Origin of the sequence: Streptomyces sp. NPDC017056 (assembly GCF_044332485.1) — a bacterium.
In the GTDB taxonomy this organism is placed as follows: domain Bacteria; phylum Actinomycetota; class Actinomycetes; order Streptomycetales; family Streptomycetaceae; genus Streptomyces.
The window spans coordinates 1-25,894 of sequence record NZ_JBIRPD010000017.1 but is presented as its reverse complement, the minus strand read 5'-3'; the positions used below and the strand labels follow the sequence as shown (position 1 = coordinate 25,894).

The window sequence follows — 25,894 nt, the reverse complement described above, 5'->3', positions numbered from 1 at the left end:
CATGTTTTCGGCGTGCGCGTACGGCGGCAACTCGGCCGGTGGTGGTGATGCGTGACGCACACCACCATCGAAACGTTTCCGTTTCGCTTGTGACCGGATGTACCGTCGAGCCGTACCGAAGCTGTACGAAACCGTTTCGTTCATGTCGATGCGTTCACCGAGGAGGTGTGCCGCGATGGGCCGCAGCCGGCTGACCCCCGAGCGCGAGGCCGAGCTCTACGCGGCCGTGCTCGACCTGCTGCGCGAGGTCGGCTACGACGCCCTGACCATGGACGCCGTCGCCGCCCGCACCCACGCCAGCAAGGCCACCCTCTACCGCCAGTGGCAGGGCAAGCCCGAACTGGTCGCCAAGGCGCTCCACCACCACAAGCCCGTCCGGGTCGCCGACATCGACACCGGCAGCCTCCGCGGCGACCTGCACGCCATGGTCTCCCGCGCGGACGACTGCGAGATGGAACGCGACTGCGCGCTGCTGCGGGGCCTCGCCCGGGCCGCGTACGACAACCCCGACCTCCACCAGGCGCTGCGCGACCTGATCGTCAACCCGGACATCTCCGGGATGGACGCGATGCTCGCCCGCGCCGTCGAACGCGGCGAAATCCCCGCCGACCGCCCCGCGCTCGCCTACGTACCCCACATGCTGATCGGCGCCTTCGTCGCCCAGCAGCTCATCGAGGACCGGCCGCCGGACCGCGCCTTCCTCGCCGACTACGTGGACGCCGTGGTCCTCCCCGCCCTAGGCGTCTGACCGGCTCCGGCCCCCGGCGGGCCGGACCGGACGTCCCCAACACTCCCCATAACGGCAGCTCTCGACGCGCCGCTCTCGTCGTCGGGCCGGCTCCGCACGCCCTTGTACGTCCCTGACCCGACGGGAGCACCCCTTCTCGTGGCCACATTCCTCTACAAGCTCGGACGGTTCGCCTTCAGGCGACGCCGGTTCGTCGCCCTCATATGGGTGGCGCTGCTGGCCGTCGCCGGCGTCGGCGCCGCCACCGCCTCCTCACCCGCCGCCGACTCCTTCTCCGTACCGGGCACGGAGTCGCAGAAGACCTTCGACCTGCTGGGCGAGCGCTTCCCCGGCACCAAGGCGGACGGCGCGACAGCGCGCGTGGTCTTCAAGGCGCCCGACCGGCAGAAGGTGACCGCGCCGGAGCACAAGAAGGCCGTCGAGAAGGTCGTCGGCGAGCTGAAATCCTCCTCGCCGCAGGTCGCCTCGGTCTCCGACCCGTACCTGGCCAAGGGCGTGTCCCAGGACGGCACCACCGCCTACGCGCAGGTCACCTACAAGGTCTCCGGCTTCGAGCTGAAGGACGACGCGCGCGACGCGCTCAAGGACGCGGCGCAGGACGGCAGGGACGCCGGGCTGACCGTCGAGATCGGCGGCAACGCGCTCCAGGCGATGCCGGAGACCGGCGCCACCGAGGTCATCGGCATCGTCATCTCCGCCGTCGTCCTCGTCATCACCTTCGGCGCCCTGATAGCCGCCGGACTGCCGCTGCTGACCGCGCTGATCGGCGTGGGCATCGGCGTCTCGTCCATCACCGCGCTCGGCAGCGTCCTGGACCTGTCCAGCACGACGTCCACCCTCGCCATGATGATCGGCCTCGCCGTCGGCATCGACTACGCGCTGTTCATCGTCTCCCGCTACCGGGCCGAACTGGCCGAGGGCCGGGAGCGCGAGGAGGCGGCCGGCCGCGCGGTCGGCACCGCCGGTTCCGCCGTGGTCTTCGCCGGGCTGACCGTCGTCATCGCCCTGGTGGGCCTGTCGGTGGTCAACATCCCGATGCTCACCAAGATGGGCATCGCGGCGGCCGGCACGGTCGTCATCGCCGTCCTCGTCGCCCTCACCCTCATCCCCGCGCTGCTGGGCTTCGCGGGCAAGCGGGTCCTGAGCCGCAAGGCCCGCAAGGGTGCCACCACCCCCGGGGAGGCCGAGGGCGGCAAGCCCAACATGGGCACCCGCTGGGCGCGCTTCGTCCTGCGCCGCCCGGTCGCCGTGCTGCTGGCCGGGGTCGTCGGCCTGGGCGTCATCGCCGTACCCGCCGGCTCGCTGGAGATGGGCCTGCCGGACGACGGCGCACAGCCCACCAGCACCACCCAGCGCAAGGCGTACGACCTGCTCTCCGACGGCTTCGGGCCCGGCTTCAACGGGCCGCTGATGCTGGTCGTCGACGGGCAGGGCAGCAAGGACCCGAAGGCCGCCGCGGCCGGGGTCGCCGCCACCGTCTCCAAGCTGGACGGCGTCGCGGCCGTCACCCCGCCCACCTTCAACCAGGCGGGCGACACGGCGCTGCTGAACGTCGTACCGAAGTCCAAGCCGAGCAGCACCGAGACCGAGGACCTGGTCCACGAGATCCGCGGCAAGGCGGGTGACGCGGCGCGGGACGCCGACGCGCAGGCGCTGGTCACCGGCACCACCGCGATGAACATCGACGTCTCCGAGAAGCTCAACGACGCGCTGCTGCCCTACCTGGCGCTCGTCGTCGGCCTGGCCTTCCTGCTCCTGATGGTCGTCTTCCGCTCGGTGCTGGTGCCCCTGAAGGCCGCCCTCGGCTTCCTCCTCTCCGTCGTCGCGGCGCTCGGCGCGGTGGTCGCGGTCTTCCAGTGGGGCTGGCTGGCCGGCCTGTTCGGCGTCGAGCAGACCGGTCCGGTCATGAGCATGATGCCGATCTTCATGGTGGGCGTGGTCTTCGGCCTCGCCATGGACTACGAGGTCTTCCTCGTGACGCGGATGCGCGAGGCGTTCGTCCACGGGGAGCGCCCCGGACAGGCGGTCGTCACCGGCTTCCGGCACGGCGCGCGGGTGGTCACGGCCGCCGCGGTCATCATGATCTCGGTCTTCGCGGGCTTCATCGGCTCCTCCGAATCCATGATCAAGATGATCGGTTTCGGGCTCGCCGTCGCCGTCTTCTTCGACGCGTTCGTGGTCCGCATGGCCATCGTCCCCGCCGTCCTCGCACTCCTCGGCCGCGCCGCGTGGTGGCTGCCCAAGTGGCTCCAGCGCGCCCTGCCCAACGTGGACGTCGAGGGCGAACAGCTCCAGAAGCACCTCGCACCCGAGCCGGCCGCGCAGCCGGAACTCACCAAGGTGTGACACGCCCCGGGGCGGCCGCGTGAGCGGCGCCGCCGCCCCGGCACGCGCCGCCCCGTGGGGACGGGGCGCGGCGCGGACAGAGGCCCGGCGGCGGGCGCCCGTACGAAACGGGCCCTGCCGCCGGGCCTCTGCCGTAAGTCCGGGACCGGGGTCTGGATCGGGGTCGGGCCGGGTCAGCCGGTGCGCCCGGCGAGCGGCGGCGCCGCGTACACCGCGTCGACCAGCGCGAGGTTGCGCAGGTCGCCGCCCGACGTGCCGCCCCCGAACTTGTTCATCGTGTACGCGTACGACAGCCGGTTCTCCGGGTCGGCGAAGGCCAGGGAGCCGCCCGCGCCGCCGTGGCCGAACGCGGCCGGGTTGGTACCGAAGTACCCGGCCGAGTTGACCATGTACCCGGTGGCCCAGGCGAACGGCAGGTCCTTCGACACGATGCCGCCGAGCACCAGGTCGGTCTCGCCGGGGCGGCTCTGCGGCTCCCGCATCGCGGCGAGCGTGCCGGGGTCGACCAGCCCGCCGCCGGCCAGGGCCCGGTAGACGGCCGCCAAGCCGCGGGCGGTGGCGTTGGCGTTGCCGGCGGGGATCTCGGCGGAGCGGCAGGCCGCGCTGTTCACGTCGCCCAGCGGCAGATGGTTCATGGCGAGGGCGAACGCGGCCATCGGGTGGGCGTCCAGGGACCGCACCGGCCCCTCGGGCAGCCCGGCGATGGCGCCGTTGAGAGTGCCGCCGCCGTCCGGGCCGATCAACTGGGCACAGCGGGCGTGCTCTTCGGCGGGCGTGCCGATGTACAGGTCGGCGCCGAGCGGCCCGGTGATCTCCGTACGCAGGAAGGTGCCGAGCGAGACGCCGGTGATCCGCCGCACCACCTCGCCGACCAGGAACCCGAAGCTGACGGCGTGGTACCCCTGCGCGCTGCCCGGCTCCCACCACGGCTCGGTGGCCGCCAGCGCCGCGCAGGTCCTCTCCCAGTCGTACACGTCCTCGGGCGTCAGGCGCTCACGCGGCCCGACCAGGCCCGCGCGGTGCGACAGCAGCCACCGCACCGGCACGTCCGCCTTGCCGGCCTGCGCGAACTCGGGCCAGTACCGGGCGACCGGCGCGTCGAGGTCCAACTCGCCCCGGTCGACGAGCAGGTGGGCGCACAGGGCGGTCATGCCCTTGCTGGTGGAGTACACGTTGACCAGGGTGTCGCGCTGCCACGGCCGGGCGCCGCCGGCGTCGGCGTACCCACCCCACAGGTCGACGACGAACTCACCGTCGAGCGTCACCGCGACCGCCGCGCCGACCTCCCCCCGCTCGGCAAAATTACGCTCGAACTCGCCCCGCACACCCTCGAACCCGGGCGCACAGATGCCCTGCACGGTTGCTGTCACGGTCGCCGTTCCTCCCGAGAGGGTGGATGGTTGCCCCAGCAACCTAACTCCGCCCCTCGACCCCGGTCCAGAGCCCGTCGGGGCGGCCCTGGCGCCCTGGGCGCCCGAAAGGGCAGCGACGCCTGTGACGCCCTCGTCCACGAGTCACGATGCGGGCCCGATCGGCCAGGGCGAGGGGCTGACCTCGGCCCTGTACATCGAGGAACCTGACAAGGTGGCGGCTCACCGGGACGCTTGGCAGCGGCTTACCTCCGCCGCGCTCCCGGTCGGGGCGTCGGCGGACCTGATCACAGAGATAAGGAAGAACACATGAGCCACGTTGACGACGCTTCCGCCCTTTCCGTGACGTGGTGGAAGTCCACGTACAGCGACAGCGGAGCCCAGTGCGTCGAATGCGCCATCGTCGATGCCGGCACCGTTGCCATACGGGACAGCAAGAACCCGACCGGGCCCGCGTTGCGGTTCGAGCGTGGGCGGCTGGTTGCGTTTGTTTCTGCTGTGGCCGCGGGGCGGTTTGGTGGGCTTGGGTAGGGGGCCGCGCGGCACGTTCACACCGCTGTGCGCTCCCGCCGGGAGGAGTCCTCGTCCAGCAGGCGTGCCGCCACGTTGTCCAGTGCGCGGGCCAGCCGGGCGCGGTCTTCCGGGTCGTCGGCGGTCCAGCCCTCCAGCCGTTCGTCCAGCCAGCCGCGCCAGGCCACGATCAGGCGGTCGATTTCGGCGCGTCCCGCCTCGGTCAGGACCAGCCGCCCGGCGTCGTGCCGCGCGTACCCGGCCGACACGGCGCGGGTGAAGACCGGCTCCAAGACCTCGTCCGGCATCCGGTGGGCCTGCGCGATGGCGGCGAGCGACGTCTCGCCGTGGATGCGCGTACGCCAGTGGATCTGGCCCAGCGCCCACGCCTGGCCGGGCGTGAGCGGGCTGCCGGACGCGGCCAGCACTTCCAGGCTCACCGGGCCTTCCGCCTTGCGCATCGTCCGGGCCACCGCCCGCTCCAGCTGCTGGTCGGAGTCGGTCGAGTCGGGCGCGGCGAAGCCCTCGCCCAGGTCGCCCGCGGCGGCCCGCGCGCTGTCGCGCAGCGGCACCTCCTTGAGGAACCACGCCATCAGGAACCCGGCCACCGCGACCGGCACGACCCACTGGAAGACGTAGTTGACGGTGTCGGCGTACGCGTCGATGACCGGCCTGGCCTGCGCGGCGGGCAGTTGGTGCAGGGCCTGCGGGCTCGCGGCGGCCTGCGGTGGTACGCCCGGTGCCTCGGCCAGCGCCGACTTGAGGTTGGGGTCGAGCCGGTTGCTGTAGAGGGTGCCGAAGACGGCGGTGCCGAAGGACGAGCCGAGGGTGCGGAAGAACGTCACGCCGGAGGTCGCGGAGCCCAGCTCGTGGTAGTTGACCGTGTTCTGTACGGCGATGGTCAGCACCTGCATGGCCAGGCCGATGCCGAGGCCGAGGACGAACATGTACAGCGATTCGAGCCAGACGCCGGTGTCCGCGCCCATGGTGGACATCAGGTACAGGCCGAGCGTCATCACGCCGGTGCCGACGATGGGGAAGACCCGGTAGCGGCCGGTGCGGCTGACGACGACGCCGGAGAGCATGGAGGTGCCGAGCAGTCCGGCGACCATCGGGAGTGTCCGGACGCCCGACATCGTCGCCGAGACGCCGTCGACGAACTGGAGGTACGTCGGCAGGTACGTCATCGCGCCGAGCATGGCGAAGCCGACGATGAAGCTCAGGGCCGAGCAGACGGTGAAGACCGGGTTGCGGAAGAGGTGCATGGGGAGCATGGGCTCCTTGGCCCGTAGCTCCACGAACACGAACGCGGCCAGCAGCACCACCGACCCCGCGAACAGGCCGATGATGACGGCCGAGCCCCAGGCGTACTCGTTGCCGCCCCACTCCAGGCCCAGGACCAGCCCCGAGGCGCCCAGCGCGACGAGGACGATGCCGGTGTAGTCGATGAGCGGGCGCACCGCCGAGCGGACGACCGGGATGGTGCGGGCCGCCATGACGACCATGACGATCGCGATGGGGATGTTGACGTAGAAGCACCAGCGCCAGGACGCGTGGTCGGTGAACAGGCCGCCCAGTGTGGGTCCGACGACCGTCGTTACGCCGAAGACGGCGCCCAGCGCCCCCTGGTACTTGCCGCGTTCGCGCAGCGGGATGACGTCCGCGATCAGCGCCATGGCCGTCACCATCAGCCCGCCGCCGCCGATGCCCTGCACCGCGCGGGCGGCCACCAGCATCAGCATGGAGGTGGAGGCGCCGGCCAGGATCGAGCCGGCGACGAAGACCACCGCGCTCACCTGGAAGATGATCTTCCGGCCGAAGAGGTCGCCGAACTTGCCGACCAGGACCGTGGCGACCGTCTCGGCCAGCAGGTACGCGGTCACCACCCACGCCATGTGCCCGCCGCCGCCCAGGTCCGCCACGATCGTGGGCAGCGCGGTGGACACGATCGTCTGGTCCAGGGCGGCCAGCAGCATGCCGAGCACGATCGTGGTGAAGACGAGATTGGTGCGGCGGCGGCTGAGCGCGGGCGGAGCGCTGCGCGCTTCGGGTGCGGAGGCTTGCGCGGCGGCCGTGGTCATGGACCAAGCCTTTGCGCCAATGCCCCGCTTCGCCACCTTTTGCTGCTGTGGGGGTGACGTCCCGTCGCCGTTTCGCGCCCCGAGCGCTCTTGCGACCCATTTGCAGTACGGCCACGATGAAGGAGTTGCGCGGCTGAGCGGAGACCCTCATGCACGTACCCGACGGATTCATCGACGCCCCCGTATCGGCCGCCACCGGCGTCTTCGCCGCGGTAGCCGTCGCCGTCAGCCTGCGCGGCGCCCGCCGCGAACTGGGCGCGTCCGGCCCGTACGCCGGACCCGGCGGCCCCGGCGAGCGCACCGCGCCGCTCGCTGGCCTGGTCGCCGCCTTCATCTTCGCCGTCCAGATGCTGAACTTCCCCGTCGCCGCCGGAACCAGCGGCCACCTGCTGGGCGGCGCGCTGGCCGCCATCCTCGTCGGCCCGTACACCGGCGTGCTCTGCGTGTCCGTCGTGCTGCTCATGCAGGCCGTGCTCTTCGCGGACGGCGGGCTGACGGCGCTGGGCGTCAACATCACCGACATGGCCGTGGTGACCACCGTCGTCGCGTACGGAATCTTCCGCGGCCTGGTCAAGGCGCTGCCGCGCGGCCGCCGCTCGGTCACCGCCGCCGCCTTCGCGGCCGCCGCCGTCTCCGTACCGGCAGCTGCCGCCGCCTTCACCGGCCTGTACGCGCTGGGCGGCACCACCGACGTGCCCATCGGCACGGTCTTCGCGGCCATGACCGGCGTGCACGTCCTCATCGGACTCGGCGAGGCCGTCATCACCGCACTGACCGTCGGTGCGGTCCTCGCCGTGCGCCCCGACCTCGTGTACGGGGCGCGGGGCCTGGCCAGGCCGCTCGCTCTGCGGACTTCCCCCTTGGCCGGGCCCGCGGAAGGAGCGCGGGCGCGGGAGCCCGCCGGGGGGCCGGAACCGGAGCCGGAGACGGCGCCGGCGGGGACACCGCGGCCCGGCGCCCGGCGCTCCACCCGGCGGATCTGGCTGGCCGGCGTCGCCGCCGCCCTCGTCTGCGCGGGCGGCGTCAGCTACTACGCCTCCGCCAGCCCGGACGGCCTGGAGAAGGTCGCCCGGGACCAGGGCCTGGACGCCAAGGCCGAGGAGCACGCCGCCAAGGACTCGCCGCTGGCCGGCTACGGCGTCCGGGACGTCGCCGACCCGCGGATCTCCGGCGGGCTCGCCGGGGTGATCGGCGTGGGCGCGACGCTCGCCGCCGGCACCGGCGTCTTCCTGGTCGTACGGCGCCGCCGCCATGCGGCAGCGGACGCCGCGGCGGCACCCCGGCACACGCCGGAATCGGCCTGACATGGGCGCCGGACACGCCCACCGGCTCTACCGGCACGGGCACTCGCCGGTGCACGCGCTGCCGCCGCACTGCAAGATCGCGGCGGTCCTCGGCTTCGTCCTGACCGTGGTCGTCACGCCGCGCACGGCCGTGTGGGCCTTCGCCCTGTACGCGCTGCTGCTCGCCGCGGTGGCAGCGGCGGCCCGCGTGCCCGCCGGTTTCCTGCTCAAGCGGATGCTCGTCGAGGCGCCGTTCGTGGCGTTCGCCGTCCTGCTGCCGTTCGCCGCCACCGGGCCGCGGGTGCACGTCCTGGGGCTGGCGCTGAGCGAGTCCGGGCTCTGGGGCGCCTGGAACATCCTCGCCAAGGGCACGCTGGGCGTCGCCGCGTCCGTCCTGCTCGCCGCCACCACCGAACTGCGCGGCCTGCTGCTCGGCCTCCAGCGGCTGCGGATGCCGCCGCTGCTCGTCCAGATCGCCTCCTTCATGATCCGGTACGCCGACGTGATCACCGACGAGCTGCGGCGGATGCGCGTCGCCCGCCTCTCCCGCGGCTTCGAAGCACGTGGCGTACGCCACTGGGGCGTGCTCGCGAAATCCGCCGGCGCCCTGTTCATCCGCTCCTACGAACGCGGCGAACGCGTCCACCTCGCCATGGTCAGCCGCGGCTACACCGGCACCCTGCCGGCCCCCGACGCCACCGCCGCGACCGGCGCCCAGTGGACCCGCGCCGCCGCCCTGCCCGCCGCCGCCCTCGCCGTATGCCTGCTGGGATGGACGCTGTGAACAACCCCCTGACCACGCTCGCCGACGGGCCCGTACCGGCCCACGGGCCCGCCCTGGAGATCGCCGGGCTCGCCTACGCCTACCCCGACGGCCACCAGGCCCTCTTCGGCGTCGACCTGACCGTGGCCCGCGGCGAGCGGGTCGCGCTGCTCGGGCCCAACGGCGCCGGCAAGACCACCCTCGTCCTGCACCTGAACGGCATCCTCGCGCCGGGCGCCGGCACGGTCACCGTCGCCGGGCTGCCCGTCGGCAGACGGCACCTCGCCGAGATCCGCCGCCGCGTCGGCATCGTCTTCCAGGACCCCGACGACCAGCTGTTCATGCCCACCGTCCGCGAGGACGTCGCGTTCGGGCCCGCAGCGGCCGGGCTGCGCGGCGCCGAGCTGGCGGCACGCGTCACCGAGGCGCTCGCCCGGGTCGGCATGGCGGACTTCGCCGACCGCCCGCCGCACCACCTCTCCTTCGGGCAGCGGCGCCGCGTCGCGGTCGCGACGGTCCTCGCGATGCGCCCGGACATCCTCGTCCTGGACGAGCCGTCCTCCAACCTCGACCCCGCCTCCCGCCGCGAACTCGCCGACATCCTGCGGGCCTTGGACGTGACGGTACTGATGGTCACGCACGACCTGCCGTACGCGCTCGAACTGTGCCCGCGCGCCGTCGTGCTGTCCGGAGGCGTCATCGCCGCCGACGGGCCCACCCAGGAACTGCTGGGCGACGCGGAACTGATGGCCACGCACCGACTCGAACTGCCCTTCGGATTCGATCCGCGCTCTGTGACGATCCCCACGCCCTGACGGCACCCCCGTACCCCGCGTTCGCCGGCGGCCCTGGTCACCAGCACTGATCCGCGCGTTGCACCATTGATAGGTCACAAACGCGACGGATGAGTGGGAAGCGGGAAACAGTGGTGGACGTCCAGGGCACGGTCGCGGACGGCTTCGAGCCGGTCCGGGACGCCTTCGCGGCCAACTTCGCGCAGCGCGGCGAGCGCGGCGCGGCTGTCGCCGTCTACCGGCACGGGCGCAAGATCGTCGACCTGTGGGGCGGCGACCGGGACGCGGACGGCACCGAGGCGGGCGCGCCGGGCGCCGGCACGCCCTGGGAAGCGGACACCGCCCAGGTCATCCGCTCCGCCACCAAGGGCATCGCCGCCGTCGTGCCCCTCCTGCTGCACCAGCGCGGACTGCTCGACCTGGACGCCCCCGTCGGCACGTACTGGCCCGAGTTCAAGGCCGCGGGCAAGGACCGCGTCCTCGTCCGCCACCTCCTGTCGCACCGCGCCGGACTGCCCGTACTGGACACCCCGCTCACCCCCGAACAGGCCGTCGACGGCGTCAGCGGCCCCGCCGCCCTCGCCGCCCAGGCCCCCGCCTGGACGCCCGGCGCCGAACACGGCTACCACGCCCAGACCTACAGCTGGCTCCTGGCCGAACTCGTGCACCGCATCACCGGCCGCACCATCGGCGGCTGGATCGCCGACGAGATATCCGGGCCGCTCGGCCTGGAACTGTGGGTCGGCGCACCCGCCGACGCGCGCGCCCGCACCGGCCGCCTCGCCGACGTCGAGGCACCGGCCCCGCCCGCCGCCGCCGGACTGCGCGTCCGCCCCAAGCGCAACGTCTCCGACGCCTACAGCGACCCCGCCTCCCTCACCCGGCGCGCCTTCGGCGCCATCACCCCGGCCCCCGACGAGAACGCCGACGCCTACCGCGCCGCCGAACTCCCCGCCTCCAACGGCATCGCCACCGCCCGCGCCCTGGCCCGCTGCTACGCCGCGCTCATCGGCCCCGTCGACGGCCACCCCCGTCTCTTCGCGCCCGCCACGCTCACCCTGGCCCGTACGGAGGAGTCGGCAGGCCCCGACCGCACCCTCGTGGTCAACACCCGCTTCGGCCTCGGCTACATGCTGCACGGCCCCGCCTCGCCCCTCCTGGCCCCCGGCTCCTTCGGCCACCCCGGGCGCGGCGGCTGCCTGGCCTTCGCGGACCCCGAGTCCGACACGGCCTTCGGGTACGTCACCAACGGCATGCAGCAGAACGTCACGGCGGACCCGCGCGCCCAGGCCCTGGTACGCGCCCTGCGAGCCTCCCTGGCGGCCTGACGACCGCGCGCCGCCGCGCGCCGGAAGTGTCACGAGGGACGCGAGGGGCACCCGTACGCCCTGACCATCCGCCGACCGGCACGAAGGAGTCGACATGGGCGACGAGCGCAGGACGAAGGACCCCCGGGAGGCCGCTTCCGGACGGGACGAGAAGCCGCGGGACCGGCGCGGCGAGCGGGACCGCAGCGCCGAGGAGGTCAACGCGGACCAGCCGCCCGTACGCGGCGAGAAGCCGAAGCCGGCGCCGAAGCGGTACTGAGTACGGGCCGGTCCGGACCCACGGCCCGTACCGCGGTCTGTTGCTTCCGGGGCCCGTGCGCCAAGCTGGGCGCATGAGGCGATTCGACGGCTACCGCGTCATGATCACCGGCGCGGGACGGGGCATCGGCGAGGCCACCGCCCGGCGGCTCGCCGCCGAAGGGGCACGGGTCCTGGTCACCGACCTCGACGGGGACCGGGCCGAGAAGGCGGCCGCGGGCATCCGCGAGGACGCCGGCGTACGCGGCAGCGGCGGCACCGCCGATGCCCTCGCCTGTGACGTCGCCGACCGCACCGCCGTAGAAGCGGCCGTGGCCCACGCCGTCCACCGCTTCGGCGGCCTCGACGTCCTGGTCAACAACGCGTGCCGGTGCTCGCCCGACCCCCCGCTCTTCGAGGACCAGACGGACGAGAACTGGCACGGCGACCTCGACGTCACCCTCGGCGGCGCGTTCCGCTGCGCCCGCGCGGCCCTGCCCCACCTGGCCGCCGCCGGCGGCCGCGGCGCGATCGTCGGCGTCGGTTCCGTCAACGGCGTACAGGACTTCGGCAACCACGCCTACAGCGCGGCGAAGGCCGGGCTGGCGAGCCTGACCCGCACGCTCGCCGGCGAGGCGGCGACGCGCGGCGTACGGGTCAACCTCGTCGCCCCCGGCACGGTCGACACCCCCAACTGGGCCGGCCGCCCCGACGCGCTGGAGCGGGCCGCGGCCGCCTACCCCCTCGGCCGCGTCGGCCGCCCCGAGGACATCGCCGCCGCCGTCGCCTTCCTCGCCTCCCGGGACGCCGCCTGGATCACCGGCGTCACGCTCCCGGTGGACGGCGGCATCCTGATCGCCAACACGTCCCTGCGCGCGGCACTGCGCGGCGACCCGGCCTAGGGTCCGTTGCGAAAGTGGATCTTGTTCGTTGATCATCAAGTCCCGTGGGGCGTGGGGATCTGACGAACGGCCAGTGGGCCCGGCTTGAGCCCCTGCTGCCGACGGGCATCAAGTCGGGTCGGCCGCAGGTATGGACGCGGCGACAGCTGATAGACGGCATACGGTGGCGGGCCCGAACCGGTGCGCCCTGGCGGGACGTGCCCGAACGTTATGGGCCGTGGGAGCGGGTCTACGACCTGTTCCGGCGCTGGCAGCGGGACGGTACCTGGGCAAGGATCCTCACCCAGTTGCAGGCCGAGGCGGACGCGAAGGGCCTGATCACCTGGGACGTCAGCGTCGACTCCACCGTCTGCCGGGCCCACCAGCACGCCGCCGGGGCAGCGAAAAAGGGGATCGTCAGAGGGAGCCGCCCGGCGGCATCTTCGTCGAGCCGGCAGGCCACGGTCTCGGACGCTCCCGCGGCGGACTGACCAGCAAAATCCACCTTGCGGTCGAACAGGGGCAGAAACCCTTGTCCGTCATGATCACGGCCGGGCAGCGGGGCGACTCCCCGCAGTTCGAAGCAGTCCGGGAGGCCATCCGGGTACCTCGCCTGGGGCTCGGCAGGCCGCGCAAGCCCCCGGGCCGGGTCCGGGCCGACAAGGCGTACGACTCGCGCGGGCAATCGCTCCTACCTGCGCAGACGCGGGATCAAGGCCACCATCCCGGTGCCGGCGGACCGGGTCCGCAACCGCCTCAAGCGCGAATCGCGTGGCGGGCGGCCACCGAAGTTCGACAAAGACGACTACAAGCAGCGGCACTCGGTCGAGTGCGGGATCAACCGGCTCAAGCGCCACCGGGCCGTCGCCACTCGGTACGACAAGCTCGCCGTCCGCTACGAAGCGACCGTGCTGGTCGCAGTCCTCGACGAGTGGCTGTGAGCAGCCCCGCCGCGGTGGTCGGCGGCGGTGATGAGCTGGTCGAGTCGGCGCAGTGTCTGGGTCATTTCCTCGACCCTGGCCGCGAGGCGGTCGCGTTCGGCGTGCAGCGTTCGGCGCTGGGCGGCGGTGACGTGCCCGTTGTTCACGCAGGGCAGCAATGTCGCGATGGAACGGCTGCTGAGGCCGGCCGCGTAGAACTGCTGGAACAGGCGCACCACCTCGACGGTGCCCTCGGTGTAGCGGCGCTGTCCCGACGGTGTGCGCTCCGGGCTGAGCAGACCTTGTTCCTCGTAGTAGCGCAACGCGCGCACGCTCACACCGGCCCGCTGCGCGAGCTCTCCGATCTTCATCGCCCCGTCCTTCCTCCCGACGCTTGCCTCTCACGTCAGCGTGAGGTTTTAGCGTAGCGGGCATGGACATTCGAAACGAGATCGCACTGGTCACAGGCGCGAACCGTGGTATCGGGCACAGCTTCGTCACCGAGTTGCGACGCAGAGGCGGCAAAAAGGTCTATGCGGCCGCCCGCCGGCCGGAGACCGTCCCCCGGATGCCCGGTGTCGTCCCGTTGATGCTGGACGTCACCGATGACGCGTCGGTGACCCGGGCCGCGGCCTTGGCCGACGACACGACACTGCTCGTCAACAACGCCGGCGTCTCGACCTTCGCTCGGCTCACCGACGGCGCGGAGGAGGACATCCGGCTGGAGATGGAGACCAACTTCTTCGGCACCCTGCGCATGGTGCGTGCCTTCGCGCCGGTCCTGAGTGCCAATGGCGGCGGTGCCGTGTTGAACGTGCTGTCAGTCATGGCGTGGATGGCGTACGAGCACTCCAACAGCTATGGGGCGTCCAAGGCCGCGGCCTGGGCGCTGACCAACGGCATCCGGTACGAACTCGCCGGTCAGGGGACCCAGGTCACGGCGCTGGCCATGGCCAGCGTCGACACCGACATGATGGCCGGCGTTGAGGACGAGAAGTCGGACCCCGATGTGATCTCCAGGGCGGCGCTGGACGGTCTTGAGGCCGGTTCCCTCGAAGTACTGGCCGACGGGCGGACGGCCCAGTGGAAGTCCCGGCTCGGCGAGGACCCGGCCCTTCTGTATCCGCAGCTGTCCGCGCACGACGCCGCCAAGCCGTAAGCCGATGCCGGCCCGGGACGGAGGTGGATGCCCTCACCCACGTCCCGGGCTCGGCACCACTCCCCAACCGCATTTTCGCAACACGCTTTAGCGCAGCATCAAGGCGATCCCCGCCACCATCAGCCCCGCCGCCGCCAGGCGTGGGGCGCCGAAGCGCTCCTTGAAGAAGAGGGCTCCGATGGCCGCGCCGACGATGATCGAGGACTCGCGGAGGGCGGCGATGGGAGCCAGGGCGGCCTGCGTCTGGGCCCACAGGACCAGGCCGTAGGCGAAGACGGAGAGGGCGCCGCCGGCCAGGCCGCGCAGGGCTATCGGCTTGAGCTGGGTGAGCAGCGCGCGGCGCCGGGTGGCCAGCGCGTAGGCGGGGATGGCCAGACCTTCGAGGATCATCAGCCACGCGATGTAGCCGAGCGGCGTGCCGGAGGCGCGTACGCCGACGCCGTCGACCGTCGTGTACGAGGCGATGGCCAGACCGGTGGCGAGGGCGGCGGCGAGGGCCGGCCAGTGGGGCTTCGCGCCGGAGCCGCGGATGCCCCAGAGGGCGATGCCGACCAGGCCCGCCGAGGCGAGGGCGACACCGGCCAGGGCCCAGGCGCCCGGCACCTCGCCTACGAAGACGGCGGCCAGGACCGTGACGACGAGCGGCGCGGTGCCGCGCGCGATCGGGTACACCTGCCCGAATTCGCCCAGCCTGAACGACTGCATCAGCAGGGCCTGGTAGACGACGTGGAGGACCGCCGAGCCGATGAGGGGCACCCAGGCGCCGGGCGCCGGGAGCGGCGCGAAACAGGCCAGGAGCGCCCCGCAGACCGCTCCGCCGCCGCCCACCAGCGTGAAGGCGAGCAGCTGGTCCTTGATGTGGTGGGCGATCGCGTTCCAGCCGGCGTGGGTGACGGCCGCGACGAGGACGGCGGCGACGACCAGCGGGCTCATACGGCCCGCTCGCCGGGCAGGAGCGGGCGGGCGGCTTCGTGACCGTACGGTGAAGTGCGCATGGCCCGCACGCTAGCTGTAGCTGTACGGGCCACGCGATGGTGCCGAGGAGGGAGAGGTCCAGATCACCCGGTGCGGGGGCGGCTCACCCGGCGCCGAGGATGGAGCGGACGACCGGGCCGGCGTTCGAGCCGCCGTGGCCGCTGGCCGGGACGACGGCCGCAGCGGCCATGTCCCCGCGGTAGGCGGTGAACCAGGCGTTCGGCTTCTCCTGCCCGTCGACCTCGGCCGAGCCGGTCTTCGCGCCGATGTCGCCGCTGAGCCCGGACATCGCCTCCGCCGCCGTACCGGACGTCGCGGTCAGCTTCATCAGGGACTTGAGCGCGGACGCGGTGCCCGGCTTCATCGCGCCGGGGGCCTTGGCCAGGGCCCGGTCGTCGAGCGAGGGGGCGACGATGTACGGCTGGCGGAAGCCGCCGTTCTGGACGGTCGCCGCGACCGAGGCGACGGTCAGCGGGTTCATCCGGACGCCGCCCTGCCCGATCAGCGAGGCGGCCATCTGCGCGTCGCTCTGCACCGGGACCGCGCCGTCGAAGGTCGGGATGCCGGTCTGCCAGTTCAGGCCGATGCCGAAGACGTCGCGGGCCTCCTTCGTCAGGTCGTCGTTCTGCAGCTTCTCGGCCATGGAGATGAACGCGTTGTTGCAGGAAGCGGCGAAGCTCTGCGCGAAGGTGCCGTTCTTGATCTCGGTCTTGTTCAGGTTCTGGAACTTCCAGCCGCCGACCGTCACGAACTTCTCGCACGGGTGCGGCTTGTCCGGCGCCGTCAGCCCCTTGTCGATCAGCAGCGCCGCCGTGACGATCTTCATCGTCGAGCCGGGCGCCAGCGACCCCTGGGCGGCCGTGTTGAAGCCCTTCTCCGGCGAGTTGGCGATGGCCAGGATCTCGCCGGTGCTCGGCTTGAGGGCCACGGCGGACGCCTTCGGCTTGCCCTTGACCGCCTTCTCGGCGGCCTCCTGCACCTTGGCGTCCAGCGTGGTTTTCAGCGTGCCCGGCTTGCCCTTGGAGAGCACCTTCAACGTCTCGTCGGGCCGCTGGGTCGCCTTGTCGCCGGCGGCCCGGTGGATCGACAGCTCCACACCGGGCTTCCCGTCGGTCTTCTTGCCGAACTTGTCGCGCAGGCTGTCCAGCACCCCGGCCAGCGCCGGGTGCGCCTCCTTGGTCAGCTCGGCGCCGTTGCGGTCCACGGCCCTGATGGGCGGCGCCTCGGACTCGCCGGTGCGCAGCACGTCCCCCTTGCCCAGCTCGGGGTGCAGGATGCTCGGCGCCCAGGCGACGCGCGGCTCACCGGTTTCGGGGTCCCGCTTGACGGTCAGTGAAGTGCCGTAGGAGACCGGTGCCTTCATGCCCTTGTAGGAGATCTCCGCGGCGACCGTGTAGGCGACCTTGTCGCCCGCGGCCTTGCCCTGGGTCAGCTTCAAGCCGGTGAAGTGGGTCTGCTTGGGGTACGCGGTCAGGCCGGCGGTGGCGGCCTTGACGTCGTCGGTGAGCGCGGCGGCCTTGTCGGCGGCCCCCGACTTCCAGGCGGCGAGGAACTCCCCGGCGGTGCCGGTCACTTCCCCCGCGGACAGCGGGCCGGACTTGACCTCGGGCTTGCCGGCGCCGCCCTTGCCGTCCCCGGCCGCGCGGACCTCCTGCGGCTTGTCGTCGCCGGATCCGCCCAGCAGCGCGTAGCCGCCGACGCCGACGCCGCCCACGGCCAGGGCCACCGCCCCGCCGATCAGCCCGTTCCTCACCTCACGGCGCATGTCGCCGATCCCCTCCCGAATCCTCGTTCTTCAGCACGCACACAAGAACGTGCAGCGCACTCTATGGGACACGGGGTGCCGGAGTGAGTATCGGTCGTGTGACGTACGCGTCCCTGGTGGCGGCTCAGGGCCGCCGCGGGCGTCCGGTGCCCTGCGGCGACCCGTGGCGCGGGGCGACCACCTGCACGGCCGAGACCCGGAAGACCGTGGTCTTCTGGCCGTCGACCTCGGTGGTGGCCGTCAGCCCGACCGCGTCACCGAGCAGGGGGTTGTTGCTCTCCTGCCAGGTCAGGCCCGGGTAGTGCTGCCGCTCCGCCCAGATCTCGGCTTCCTCCCTGGCCTGTTCGATGTCGAGGAACGCGGCGAGGGCCAGCTCCTTGCAGGCGGGCGCGACGGTGCGCAGCGATCCGTGGTCCTCGACCTGTTCGGGCTTGTTGTGCTCGATGACGTATACGAAATTCGGCGTACTCAATTGCGGTCCCTCCCTGGCCGCCCGGGGCCGTAGGACGGCGATTGGCATTGGCCGGCATTGCTCGATGACGACCAAGTATGACCACCACCCCTCCGGGGGACGGCGCTTTCGGCGTACGAGTCCGGACCGTGTCGTTCCCCGGTGCCGGCCCCGGCCCGGGCCGTCGCGCCACGCCCGGCAGAGCGGGTGGCGCGGTCGGCGATTCGCTCCATGGAGAAACGAGTGCCCAGGGCGGAGCGTTGGACGCCCACGGGCCAGTACGATCACCTGCCCCGACCTGAGGAGCGCACCGCCGTGGCCTCCGGAGCGCCCTAGACCCAGGTGTCGAACCACATCCGGTTGTGCCACGCGCTCTTGGGGATCGGCTGGCCCGTGTAGAGCGGGTAGAAGTAGATGAAGTTCCAGACGATGAGCAGGACGAGGACGCCCGCGCCGACGGCACCGATCGCGCGCCGCCGCTCGGTCGAGCCCGGCGGCCCGGCGATCGCGCCGATCATCATCGCCAGCGCCAGGCAGACGAACGGCACGAACACCACCGCGTAGAACAGGAAAATCGTCCGGTCCTGGTACAGGAACCACGGCAGATAGCCGGCGGCGATGCCGCAGGCGACGGCGCCCGCCCGCCAGTCCCGCTTGAACACCCAGCGGTAGAGCACGTACAGGATCGCGAAGCAGCCGGCCCACCACAGCAGGGGAGTGCCCAGCGCCAGCACTTCCCGCGCACAGCCCTCGGCGGCGGTGCAGCCGTCGTGCCCCACCTTGGGGTCCTCGTAGAAGTACGAGACGGGACGGCCCTGCACCAGCCAGCTCCAGGGGTTGGACTGGTAGGTGTGCGGCGTGGACAGGCCCTTGTGGAAGTCGTAGACCTCGGTCTCGTAGTGCCACAGGCTGCGCAGCCAGTCCGGCAGCCACTGCCCGCCGCCGGCCCGCCCCTCCGGCGTGGCGGTGGCCCAGTCGCGGTAGTAGCCGCCCTTGGTGACCAGCCAGCCCGTCCACGTCAGCAGGTACGCGGCCAGCGCCACCACGACCGTCGAGAAAACGGCGGGCACCAGGTCGCGGCGGAGCACCGCGCGTACGGGATGCCGGGCGCCCGCGGTACGCCGCCCGGCCACGTCCCACAGCACCAGCAGCACGGCGAACGCCGCGAGGAAATACAGGCCGTTCCACTTGCTTGCCGCCGACAGGCCCAGGCACACCCCGGCCGCCAGCCGCCACGGCCGCCACCCCAGCCGCAGCCGGTCGCCCACCTCCGCGTCTGGCCGCGCCAGCCCGTCCTCGCCGACCGGCAGCGCCGCCGCCAGCCGGGCCCGGGTACGGTCCCGGTCCAGCAGCAGGCAGCCGAACGCCGCCACCACCCAGAACATGACGATGAGGTCCAGCAGCGCGGTACGGCTCATCACGAAGTGCAGCCCGTCCACCGCCAGCAGGACACCCGCCAGGCAGCCCAGCGCCGTGGAACGCAGCAGCCGCCGGCCGATGCGGCAGACCATCAGCACCGACAGCGTGCCCAGCAGCGCCACCACGAACCGCCAGCCGAACGGATTCATCCCGAACGCCCACTCGCCCAGGGCGATCATCCACTTGCCGAGCGGCGGATGGACGACGTACGAGTGCTCCGGCGACAGCAGGATCTCCGGGGGATGCGCCACCAGCGCGTCGTTGGCGTTCTTCGCCCAGGTGCCCTCGTAGCCGTACTGGAGCAGCGACCAGGCGTCCTTGGGGTAGTACGTCTCGTCGAATATCACCTTCGCCGGGCTGCCCAGGTTCCAGAACCGCAGCAGACCGGCGAAGAGCGCCACCAGCAGCGGCCCGCCCCAGCCCGACCAGCGCGCGAGCCGGTCCGCCGCGCCGGGACCCACGCCCAGCACCGACCACACCCGCGTCCCCGGAGCGGGGAACGCGGGCACCAGCCGCTCCCTGACGTCGGCCTGCGGGCGCCCGGCGTAGCCGAACCGGCGCAGCCGGCGCTGCCACCGGCGGGCCCCGCCCGCGGGCTCCTCGGCGCTGTGGGCGTCTGTCGCGGTGTCACTCGTCACCGGCCCATCGTAGGGAAGCGGTCTGTGCCTGACGCGGGGGCCGCGCGGCCCGATCCGGGTACGCCCCGCCGCCACCGGGCGCACCGCGGTCCGCGCGGCTGGGAGGATGGGGACGTGACTGGAACGCTGGTACTTGCAGGGACGCCCATCGGCGACGTCGCGGACGCCCCGCCGCGGCTCGCCGCCGAACTGGCGGCCGCCGAGGTGATCGCCGCCGAGGACACCCGGCGGCTGCGCCGCCTGACCCAGGCGCTCGGCGTGCACACGACCGGCCGCGTCGTGTCGTACTTCGAGGGCAACGAGGCGGCCCGCACGCCCGAACTCGCCGACGCCCTCGAAGCGGGCGCCCGCGTCCTGCTCGTCACCGACGCCGGCATGCCCTCGGTCTCCGACCCCGGCTACCGGCTGGTCGCCGCCGCCGTCGAGCGGGGCGTCAAGGTCACGGCGGTGCCGGGACCCAGCGCGGTGCTCACCGCGCTCGCCGTCTCCGGGCTGCCCGTGGACCGGTTCTGCTTCGAGGGCTTCCTGCCCCGCAAGGGCGGCGAACGCCGCTCCCGGCTGCGCGAGGTTGCCGAAGAGCGCCGCACCCTCGTCTACTTCGAGGCTCCGCACCGCCTCGACGACACCCTCGCCGCCATGACCGAGATCTTCGGCGCCGACCGCCGCGCCGCGGTCTGCCGCGAGCTGACCAAGACGTACGAGGAAGTGCGCCGCGGCCCCCTCAAGGACCTGGCCGAGTGGGCCGCCGAGGGGGTGCGCGGCGAGATCACCATCGTCGTCGAGGGCGCCCCCGAAACCGGCCCGCAGGACCTCGGCCCCGCCGAGCTCGTGCGCCGCGTCCAGGTCAGGGAGGAGGCCGGGGAGCGCCGCAAGGAAGCCATCGCGGCCGTCGCGGCCGAGACCGGCCTACCCAAGCGCGAGGTGTTCGATGCGGTCGTGGCGGCAAAGAATGCGGCGCGAACGGGACCAGCGGAAGGTAAATGACTAGCCTGGAAGGTAAAACGTGGGCCGCGCAGCGGGGCACATCCTCTACCCCCCGCCAAATCTGCGCCAACAGCTAGATGGCCCTGCTGCGCCACCGCCGGGAAAGGCGTCCACTGGGAGGTGGGACGTTCGTCCCCGGAGACCTTGTCTTTAGCGGACAAGAGGAGCGGCTATGAGTGACATCGCGCGTACGCCGGGTACCACCACCGGCGCCCACCCCACGACCCAGGCAGACCCCCCGGCACACGAGGCGTACGCCTTCGCATGCATGCGGTGCGGGCACGGCTGGGAGCAGTCGTACGAGATAAGGCACCACGTCGACGCGGACGGGCGCACGAGCTGTGTGTACTACGCCGACGGCGAGCGCGTACCGTCACCTCTGACCCGGCCCACCTGCCTGAACTGCGGCGCCAACGTCGTCCGCATCATGCGGGCCGGACAGGTCTCGATGGTCTCCAAGGCGATAGCCAGCCTGCACCAGCAGCCCTCGGCGGGCGCCGCCGAAGCCATCGCGGGCGCGGGCGCGGGAACCGTGCCGCAGCAGGCCCAGGAGCCCGTCGGCCGCGACGGCGACGGCGCGGGCCGCGAGCGCCACCACTGGCACCTCTCGGACCTGCTGCACCCCTTCCAGCACCGCAGGTGAGACCGCGGGCCGCGTTCCCGCCCGGTGGCTGTCACCGGCCCCTCGTAGGATCGCGGCCATGAGCAGCAGCACCAAGGACGCACCGCCGCCGCTGCCCGAACCGCTTCGGGTACCGGTCGCCGACTCGCACACCCACCTCGACATGCAGGACGGCACGGTCGAAGAAGCCCTCGCCAAGGCGGCTTCCGTCGGCGTGACCACCGTCGTCCAGGTGGGCTGCGACGTAAAGGGCTCCCGCTGGGCCGCCGAGACGGCCGCCGCCCACGAGGCGGTGCACGCGACCGTCGCCCTGCACCCCAACGAAGCCCCGCGCATCGTCCTGGGCGACCCTGGGGGAGGGGGGTCGCGGCAAGGCGCCCGCGAGCCCGGCGGCGACGCCGCCCTCGACGCGGCACTCGCCGAGATCGACGCGCTGGCCGCGCTGCCCCACGTACGCGGCGTCGGCGAGACCGGCCTGGACCACTTCCGCACCGGGCCCGACGGCATCGCCGCCCAGCAGCGCTCCTTCCGCGCCCACATCGAGATCGCCAAACGGCACGGCAAGGCCCTGGTCATCCACGACCGCGAGGCCCACGACGACGTGTTGCGGATCCTGCGCGAAGAGGGCGCGCCGGACACCGTCGTCTTCCACTGCTACTCGGGCGACGCGGAGATGGCCAAGACCTGCGCCGAGGCCGGCTACTACATGTCCTTCGCGGGCAACGTCACCTTCAAGAACGCCCAGCCGCTGCGCGACGCGCTCGCCGTCGCCCCGCCCGAACTGGTCCTCGTCGAGACCGACGCGCCCTTCCTGACCCCCGCCCCGTACCGCGGACGGCCTAACGCCCCGTATCTCATTCCGGTCACGCTGCGGGCCATGGCCGAGGTCAAGGGGATGCCGGAGGACGCGCTGGCCACCGCCGTGGCCGCCAACACGGCGCGCGCTTTCGGCTACTGAGCGGCCCCGCCGCGGCGGCCCGGTACCCTAGCGCGACGACACAGCGTGGCGGGCCCGCTTTGGAGAGTCACCGACGCTCCGCTACATTCCGGGCCGACAACCCGTACCTGTGGCATGTGGAGCGTCGTGACTCAATCGCAGGGCAGCCACCGCGTCGCGCACGGCGGATACGGCCCGGCCGCCGAGCCGCCGCGGGCCGGCGCCGTCGAGGCCCCCGACCCGTACGGCAGGTACGCCTCGTACGGCGCGTACGGGGAGTACGGGCCGTACGACATCTACGAGACGTACAACGGGTACGAACGCCACGACCTGCACCCGGCGTACGACACCGCCCCCGCCCCCCAAGAAGCCCCCGACGCATACGAGGCATGGCAGCCGCAGGCCCCCGCGGCACAGGCGCGCGTACCCCACCAAACGCCGCTGGTGCCCCTGCGCGACGACCTGGCCGACATCCCCCCGCCCCCGGGCGGCCGGGCCGCCGCCCGGCGCGCCGCACGCGGCACCGCCCACCGCCGCGGCGTGGTCGACCGCCGCGGACCCGCGGCCCGCGGGGGCACCGCCGACGGCCCCGAAGCCCGCCGCCGCCTGCTGCCGCAAGCCCTCGTCGTGGCCTTCCTCGCCGGCGGCACCGCCGCCTTCATCGCCCACGACAAGGCCGTCCGCATCGACGTCGACGGCGAACCCCGCACCCTGCACACCTTCGCGGGCGACGTCGGCGGCCTGCTCGCCGACGAAGACGTGGAAATCGGCGAACACGACCTCGTCCAGCCCGCCGCCGACGCCGAACTCGCCAGCGGCGACGAGATCGTCATCCGCTACGGCCGCCCCGTCCGCCTCACCCTCGACGGCGAACACCGGCAGGTCTGGACCACCGCCGACACCGTCGCCGGCGCACTGCGCCAGTTCGGCGTCCGCGCCGAAGGCGCCCACCTCTCCGCCGCCCGCTCCCAGCGCATCGGCCGCAACGGCATCGACCTCGACGTCCGCACCGAACGCAGCGTCGTCTTCGTCGCCGACGGCCGCGAACACACCGTCCGCACCAACGCCGCCACCGTCCGCGAAGCACTCGACCAGGCCGGCATCGCGCTGCACGGCGAGGACACCACCTCCGTGGCGCCGGAATCCTTCCCCCGCGACGGACAGACCGTCTCCGTCCTGCGGATCACCGGCGCCGAAAAGGTCCGCGAGGTGACCGTCCCCTTCGACACGGTCAAAAAAGCCGACCCGACGGTCTTCAAGGGCACCGAAACGGTCGTCCAGCAAGGCCACCCCGGCGTACGGCGCCTCACCTACGAGGTACGCACCGTCAACGGCGTCCAGCAAAAACCCAAACTGCTCGGCTCCGAAATCGTCCGCGAACCACAGGACCGCGTCGTCCACGTCGGCACCAAGCCCATGCCGACCGGCGTCGACGGCGCCGACCACCTGAACTGGGACGCCCTCGCCCAATGCGAGGCAGGCGGCCGCGCCGACGCGGTCGACGCATCCGGCACCTACGGCGGCCTCTACCAGTTCGACACCGGCACCTGGCAAGGTCTCGGCGGCAGCGGACGCCCCCAGGACGCCCCCGCCAGAGAACAGACCTACCGCGCCAAAAAGCTCTACATCAGCCGCGGCGCCAGCCCCTGGCCGGTCTGCGGACGGCGGCTGCACGGATGAGCGGCACGGCGGGCCGTAAGCTGCACGGGTGAGCAACAGCAGCACCACCGATGAGCCCGGCCCCCTCCTGGGCGCCGCCGATATCCGCGAACTCGCCGCCGCGCTGGGCGTACGCCCCACCAAGCAGCGCGGCCAGAACTTCGTCATCGACGCCAACACCGTCCGGCGCATCGTGCGCACCGCCGGCGTACGGCCGGACGACGTCGTCGTCGAGGTCGGCCCCGGGCTCGGCTCGCTGACCCTCGCCCTGCTGGAGGCCGCCGACCGGGTCACCGCCGTCGAGATCGACGAGGTCCTGGCCGCCGCCCTGCCCGCCACCGTCGAAACCCGGCTGCCCGCCCGCGCCGACCGCTTCGCCCTCGTACACAACGACGCGATGCAGGTCACAGACCTGCCCGGCCCCGCGCCCACCGCCCTCGTCGCCAACCTCCCCTACAACGTCGCCGTGCCGGTGCTGCTCCACATGCTCGCGACGTTCCCCACCATCGACCGCACCCTGGTCATGGTCCAGTCCGAGGTCGCCGACCGGCTCGCCGCCCGGCCCGGCAACAAGGTCTACGGCGTCCCCTCCGTCAAGGCCAACTGGTACGCCGAGGTCAAGCGCGCCGGAGCGATCGGCCGCAACGTCTTCTGGCCCGCCCCCAACGTCGACTCCGGCCTGGTCTCCCTCGTCCGCCGCGAAAAGCCCGTCGAGACCACCGCCACCCGCGACCAGGTCTTCGCCGTCGTCGACGCGGCATTCGCCCAGCGCCGCAAGACGCTGCGCGCCGCGCTCGCCGGGTGGGCCGGGTCCGCCGCCGCCGCGGAGGCGGCGCTGGTCGCCGCCGGAATCTCGCCACAAGCGCGCGGCGAGGCGCTCACGGTCGAGGAGTTCGCGCGCATCGCCGAGGCCAAAACCGGTCTTGCGACCGGCGGAGAAACCGAGGAGACCACCGCGTGACCGCGTCCGTCACCGTCCGCGTCCCCGCCAAGGTCAACGTGCAGCTCGCCGTCGGCGGGGCGCGCCCGGACGGCTTCCACGACCTGGCCAACGTCTTCCTCGCCGTCAGCCTGTACGACGAGGTCACCGCCACCCCCGCCGCCTCCCTCCGCATCACCGCGACCGGCCCCGACACCGACCGCGTCCCCCTCGACCGCACCAACCTCGCCGCCCGCGCCGCGGAACTCCTCGCCGCGCGGCACGGCATCGCGCCCGACGTCCACCTCCACATCGCCAAGGACATCCCCGTCGCCGGCGGCATGGCCGGCGGCAGCGCGGACGCGGCGGGCGCGCTCGTGGCATGCGACGCGCTGTGGGGAACCGGAGCCACCCGCGAAGAACTGCTCGCCCTCTGCGCCGAGCTGGGCAGCGACGTACCGTTCAGCCTGGTCGGCGGGGCCGCGCTGGGGCGCGGACGCGGTGAACTACTGACGCCGCTGCACGTGGGCGGGACGTTCCACTGGGTCTTCGCGGTGGCCGACGGCGGGCTGTCCACGCCGGCCGTCTACCAGGAGTTCGACCGCCTCCACGAAGGCCGGCCCGTGCCGGCCCCCGAGGCGTCACCGCTCCTCCTCGACGCCCTCCGCACCGGCGACGCGACCGCGCTCGCGCCCGCCCTGTCCAACGACCTCCAGGCCGCGGCCCTGTCCCTGCGGCCGTCCCTGACCGCAACCCTCGACGCGGGCACGGCAGCCGGAGCCCTGGCCGCACTGGTCTCGGGCTCGGGCCCGACGACGGCCTTCCTCACGAAGTCCGCGGAGTCCGCGAAGGCGGTGTCGGAGGCGGTGCTGGCATCTGGGACGTGCCGTGCGGTGCGGGTTGCGTGTGGGCCGGTGGCGGGGGCTGTGGTCGTTTAGGGGTGCGCGCGGTGCGCGCTGGCGCGCGGTTGTGCGCTTGCCTGGTTCGCGCTTCGCGCGATTGCGCCCACGGTCCGGTGGGTGGGGGGCCGGGGCCCCGCAGGGGGCACTCCTCACCGCAGTCGCGGAAGCCTTGTCTTGAACGCTGAACCTGGTGTTGCGACGTG

The 25,894-nt window shown here is 72.8% G+C and carries 24 protein-coding genes and 1 pseudogene; 18 read left to right on the top strand and 7 right to left on the bottom strand.

Annotated features, from left to right (window positions below; translation table 11 throughout):
- Window positions 1-175 precede the first annotated feature (175 nt).
- Both ACH4OW_RS28080 and ACH4OW_RS28075 read left to right on the top strand, forming a co-directional pair.
- Window positions 176-748, top strand: coding sequence for a TetR/AcrR family transcriptional regulator (locus ACH4OW_RS28080; protein ID WP_360127293.1), 573 nt, complete (start codon window positions 176-178; stop codon window positions 746-748).
- 138 nt (window positions 749-886) lie between these two features.
- Window positions 887-3,094 (top strand): MMPL family transporter, encoded by a 2,208-nt coding sequence (locus tag ACH4OW_RS28075; protein WP_398030526.1) that lies wholly within the window; start codon window positions 887-889, stop codon window positions 3,092-3,094.
- A 173-nt stretch (window positions 3,095-3,267) separates the two neighbouring features.
- Here ACH4OW_RS28075 and ACH4OW_RS28070 read toward each other — a convergent pair whose 3' ends face one another.
- Entirely contained in the window at window positions 3,268-4,464 is a 1,197-nt protein-coding gene (locus ACH4OW_RS28070; protein WP_398030525.1) for a serine hydrolase domain-containing protein, read from the bottom strand.
- Here ACH4OW_RS28070 and ACH4OW_RS28065 point away from each other — a divergent pair.
- Window positions 4,442-4,777 (top strand): Scr1 family TA system antitoxin-like transcriptional regulator, encoded by a 336-nt coding sequence (locus ACH4OW_RS28065; protein ID WP_398030524.1) that lies wholly within the window; start codon window positions 4,442-4,444, stop codon window positions 4,775-4,777. The two genes, ACH4OW_RS28070 and ACH4OW_RS28065, sit on opposite strands and share 23 nt — an antisense overlap.
- Window positions 4,774-4,995, top strand: a complete 222-nt coding sequence (locus ACH4OW_RS28060) for a DUF397 domain-containing protein (protein ID WP_398030523.1) — start codon at window positions 4,774-4,776, stop codon at window positions 4,993-4,995. The genes ACH4OW_RS28065 and ACH4OW_RS28060 overlap by 4 nt, the downstream gene beginning before the upstream one ends.
- Window positions 4,996-5,012: 17 nt before the next feature.
- On the opposite strand, the gene ACH4OW_RS28055 is transcribed toward ACH4OW_RS28060, so the two are convergent.
- Complete coding sequence (locus ACH4OW_RS28055; RefSeq protein ID WP_398030522.1) at window positions 5,013-7,055, bottom strand: MFS transporter; 2,043 nt, start codon at window positions 7,053-7,055, stop codon at window positions 5,013-5,015.
- A gap of 149 nt (window positions 7,056-7,204) precedes the next feature.
- Here ACH4OW_RS28055 and ACH4OW_RS28050 point away from each other — a divergent pair, with 149 nt between their 5' ends.
- The 7 genes and pseudogenes from ACH4OW_RS28050 (at window position 7,205) to ACH4OW_RS28020 (ending at window position 13,282) form a co-directional block, all read left to right on the top strand.
- A complete protein-coding gene (locus ACH4OW_RS28050; protein WP_398030521.1) occupies window positions 7,205-8,359 on the top strand; it encodes an energy-coupling factor ABC transporter permease in 1,155 nt (384 codons plus the stop codon).
- Between the two features lies 1 nt (window position 8,360).
- A complete protein-coding gene (gene cbiQ, locus ACH4OW_RS28045; protein WP_398030520.1) occupies window positions 8,361-9,122 on the top strand; it encodes a cobalt ECF transporter T component CbiQ in 762 nt (253 codons plus the stop codon).
- Window positions 9,110-9,916: an energy-coupling factor ABC transporter ATP-binding protein gene (locus ACH4OW_RS28040; protein ID WP_398030519.1), complete on the top strand. Its 807-nt coding sequence runs from the start codon at window positions 9,110-9,112 to the stop codon at window positions 9,914-9,916. The genes cbiQ and ACH4OW_RS28040 overlap by 13 nt, the downstream gene beginning before the upstream one ends.
- 89 nt (window positions 9,917-10,005) lie before the next feature.
- Window positions 10,006-11,223: a serine hydrolase domain-containing protein gene (locus tag ACH4OW_RS28035; protein ID WP_398030518.1), complete on the top strand. Its 1,218-nt coding sequence runs from the start codon at window positions 10,006-10,008 to the stop codon at window positions 11,221-11,223.
- A 94-nt stretch (window positions 11,224-11,317) separates the two neighbouring features.
- Window positions 11,318-11,482 carry a hypothetical protein gene (locus ACH4OW_RS28030; protein WP_398030517.1) on the top strand — a complete coding sequence of 55 codons (165 nt, stop codon included), beginning with the start codon at window positions 11,318-11,320 and terminating at the stop codon, window positions 11,480-11,482.
- 73 nt (window positions 11,483-11,555) lie between these two features.
- A complete protein-coding gene (locus ACH4OW_RS28025; RefSeq protein WP_398030516.1) occupies window positions 11,556-12,362 on the top strand; it encodes an SDR family NAD(P)-dependent oxidoreductase in 807 nt (268 codons plus the stop codon).
- Between the two features lie 44 nt (window positions 12,363-12,406).
- A pseudogene (locus ACH4OW_RS28020) lies at window positions 12,407-13,282 on the top strand (IS5 family transposase).
- On the opposite strand, the gene ACH4OW_RS28015 reads toward ACH4OW_RS28020, so the two are convergent.
- Entirely contained in the window at window positions 13,237-13,632 is a 396-nt protein-coding gene (locus ACH4OW_RS28015; protein ID WP_360127258.1) for a MerR family transcriptional regulator, read from the bottom strand. The pseudogene ACH4OW_RS28020 and the gene ACH4OW_RS28015 overlap by 46 nt on opposite strands.
- Before the next feature lie 62 nt (window positions 13,633-13,694).
- Here ACH4OW_RS28015 and ACH4OW_RS28010 point away from each other — a divergent pair, with 62 nt between their 5' ends.
- Entirely contained in the window at window positions 13,695-14,420 is a 726-nt protein-coding gene (locus ACH4OW_RS28010; protein ID WP_398030515.1) for an SDR family oxidoreductase, read from the top strand.
- Window positions 14,421-14,507: 87 nt separating this feature from the next.
- Here ACH4OW_RS28010 and ACH4OW_RS28005 read toward each other — a convergent pair whose 3' ends face one another.
- From ACH4OW_RS28005 to ACH4OW_RS27990, 4 genes are all read right to left on the bottom strand, one after another.
- The gene (locus tag ACH4OW_RS28005) at window positions 14,508-15,353 is read right to left on the bottom strand and encodes an EamA family transporter (RefSeq protein ID WP_398030514.1); all 846 of its coding nucleotides are present in this window, start codon (window positions 15,351-15,353) and stop codon (window positions 14,508-14,510) included.
- Window positions 15,354-15,498: 145 nt separating this feature from the next.
- Entirely contained in the window at window positions 15,499-17,160 is a 1,662-nt protein-coding gene (locus ACH4OW_RS28000) for a penicillin-binding transpeptidase domain-containing protein (RefSeq protein WP_360127250.1), read from the bottom strand.
- Window positions 17,161-17,284: 124 nt separating this feature from the next.
- Window positions 17,285-17,632 (bottom strand): hypothetical protein, encoded by a 348-nt coding sequence (locus tag ACH4OW_RS27995; protein ID WP_360127247.1) that lies wholly within the window; start codon window positions 17,630-17,632, stop codon window positions 17,285-17,287.
- Window positions 17,633-17,943: 311 nt separating this feature from the next.
- Window positions 17,944-19,668, bottom strand: a complete 1,725-nt coding sequence (locus tag ACH4OW_RS27990) for a dolichyl-phosphate-mannose--protein mannosyltransferase (RefSeq protein ID WP_398030513.1) — start codon at window positions 19,666-19,668, stop codon at window positions 17,944-17,946.
- 114 nt (window positions 19,669-19,782) lie between these two features.
- Here ACH4OW_RS27990 and rsmI point away from each other — a divergent pair, with 114 nt between their 5' ends.
- The 6 genes from rsmI (at window position 19,783) to ACH4OW_RS27960 (ending at window position 25,727) form a co-directional block, all read left to right on the top strand.
- A complete protein-coding gene (rsmI, locus tag ACH4OW_RS27985; RefSeq protein ID WP_398030512.1) occupies window positions 19,783-20,652 on the top strand; it encodes a 16S rRNA (cytidine(1402)-2'-O)-methyltransferase in 870 nt (289 codons plus the stop codon).
- A gap of 172 nt (window positions 20,653-20,824) precedes the next feature.
- On the top strand, window positions 20,825-21,295 hold the full coding sequence (locus tag ACH4OW_RS27980) for a hypothetical protein (protein ID WP_398030511.1): 471 nt from the start codon (window positions 20,825-20,827) through the stop codon (window positions 21,293-21,295).
- Between the two features lie 58 nt (window positions 21,296-21,353).
- Window positions 21,354-22,232, top strand: a complete 879-nt coding sequence (locus ACH4OW_RS27975) for a TatD family hydrolase (protein ID WP_398030510.1) — start codon at window positions 21,354-21,356, stop codon at window positions 22,230-22,232.
- 126 nt (window positions 22,233-22,358) lie between these two features.
- Entirely contained in the window at window positions 22,359-23,891 is a 1,533-nt protein-coding gene (locus tag ACH4OW_RS27970) for a ubiquitin-like domain-containing protein (RefSeq protein ID WP_398030509.1), read from the top strand.
- A 28-nt stretch (window positions 23,892-23,919) separates the two neighbouring features.
- The gene (gene rsmA, locus ACH4OW_RS27965) at window positions 23,920-24,831 is read left to right on the top strand and encodes a 16S rRNA (adenine(1518)-N(6)/adenine(1519)-N(6))-dimethyltransferase RsmA (protein ID WP_360127230.1); all 912 of its coding nucleotides are present in this window, start codon (window positions 23,920-23,922) and stop codon (window positions 24,829-24,831) included.
- Complete coding sequence (locus ACH4OW_RS27960; protein ID WP_360127227.1) at window positions 24,828-25,727, top strand: 4-(cytidine 5'-diphospho)-2-C-methyl-D-erythritol kinase; 900 nt, start codon at window positions 24,828-24,830, stop codon at window positions 25,725-25,727. The genes rsmA and ACH4OW_RS27960 overlap by 4 nt, the downstream gene beginning before the upstream one ends.
- Window positions 25,728-25,894 lie beyond the last annotated feature (167 nt).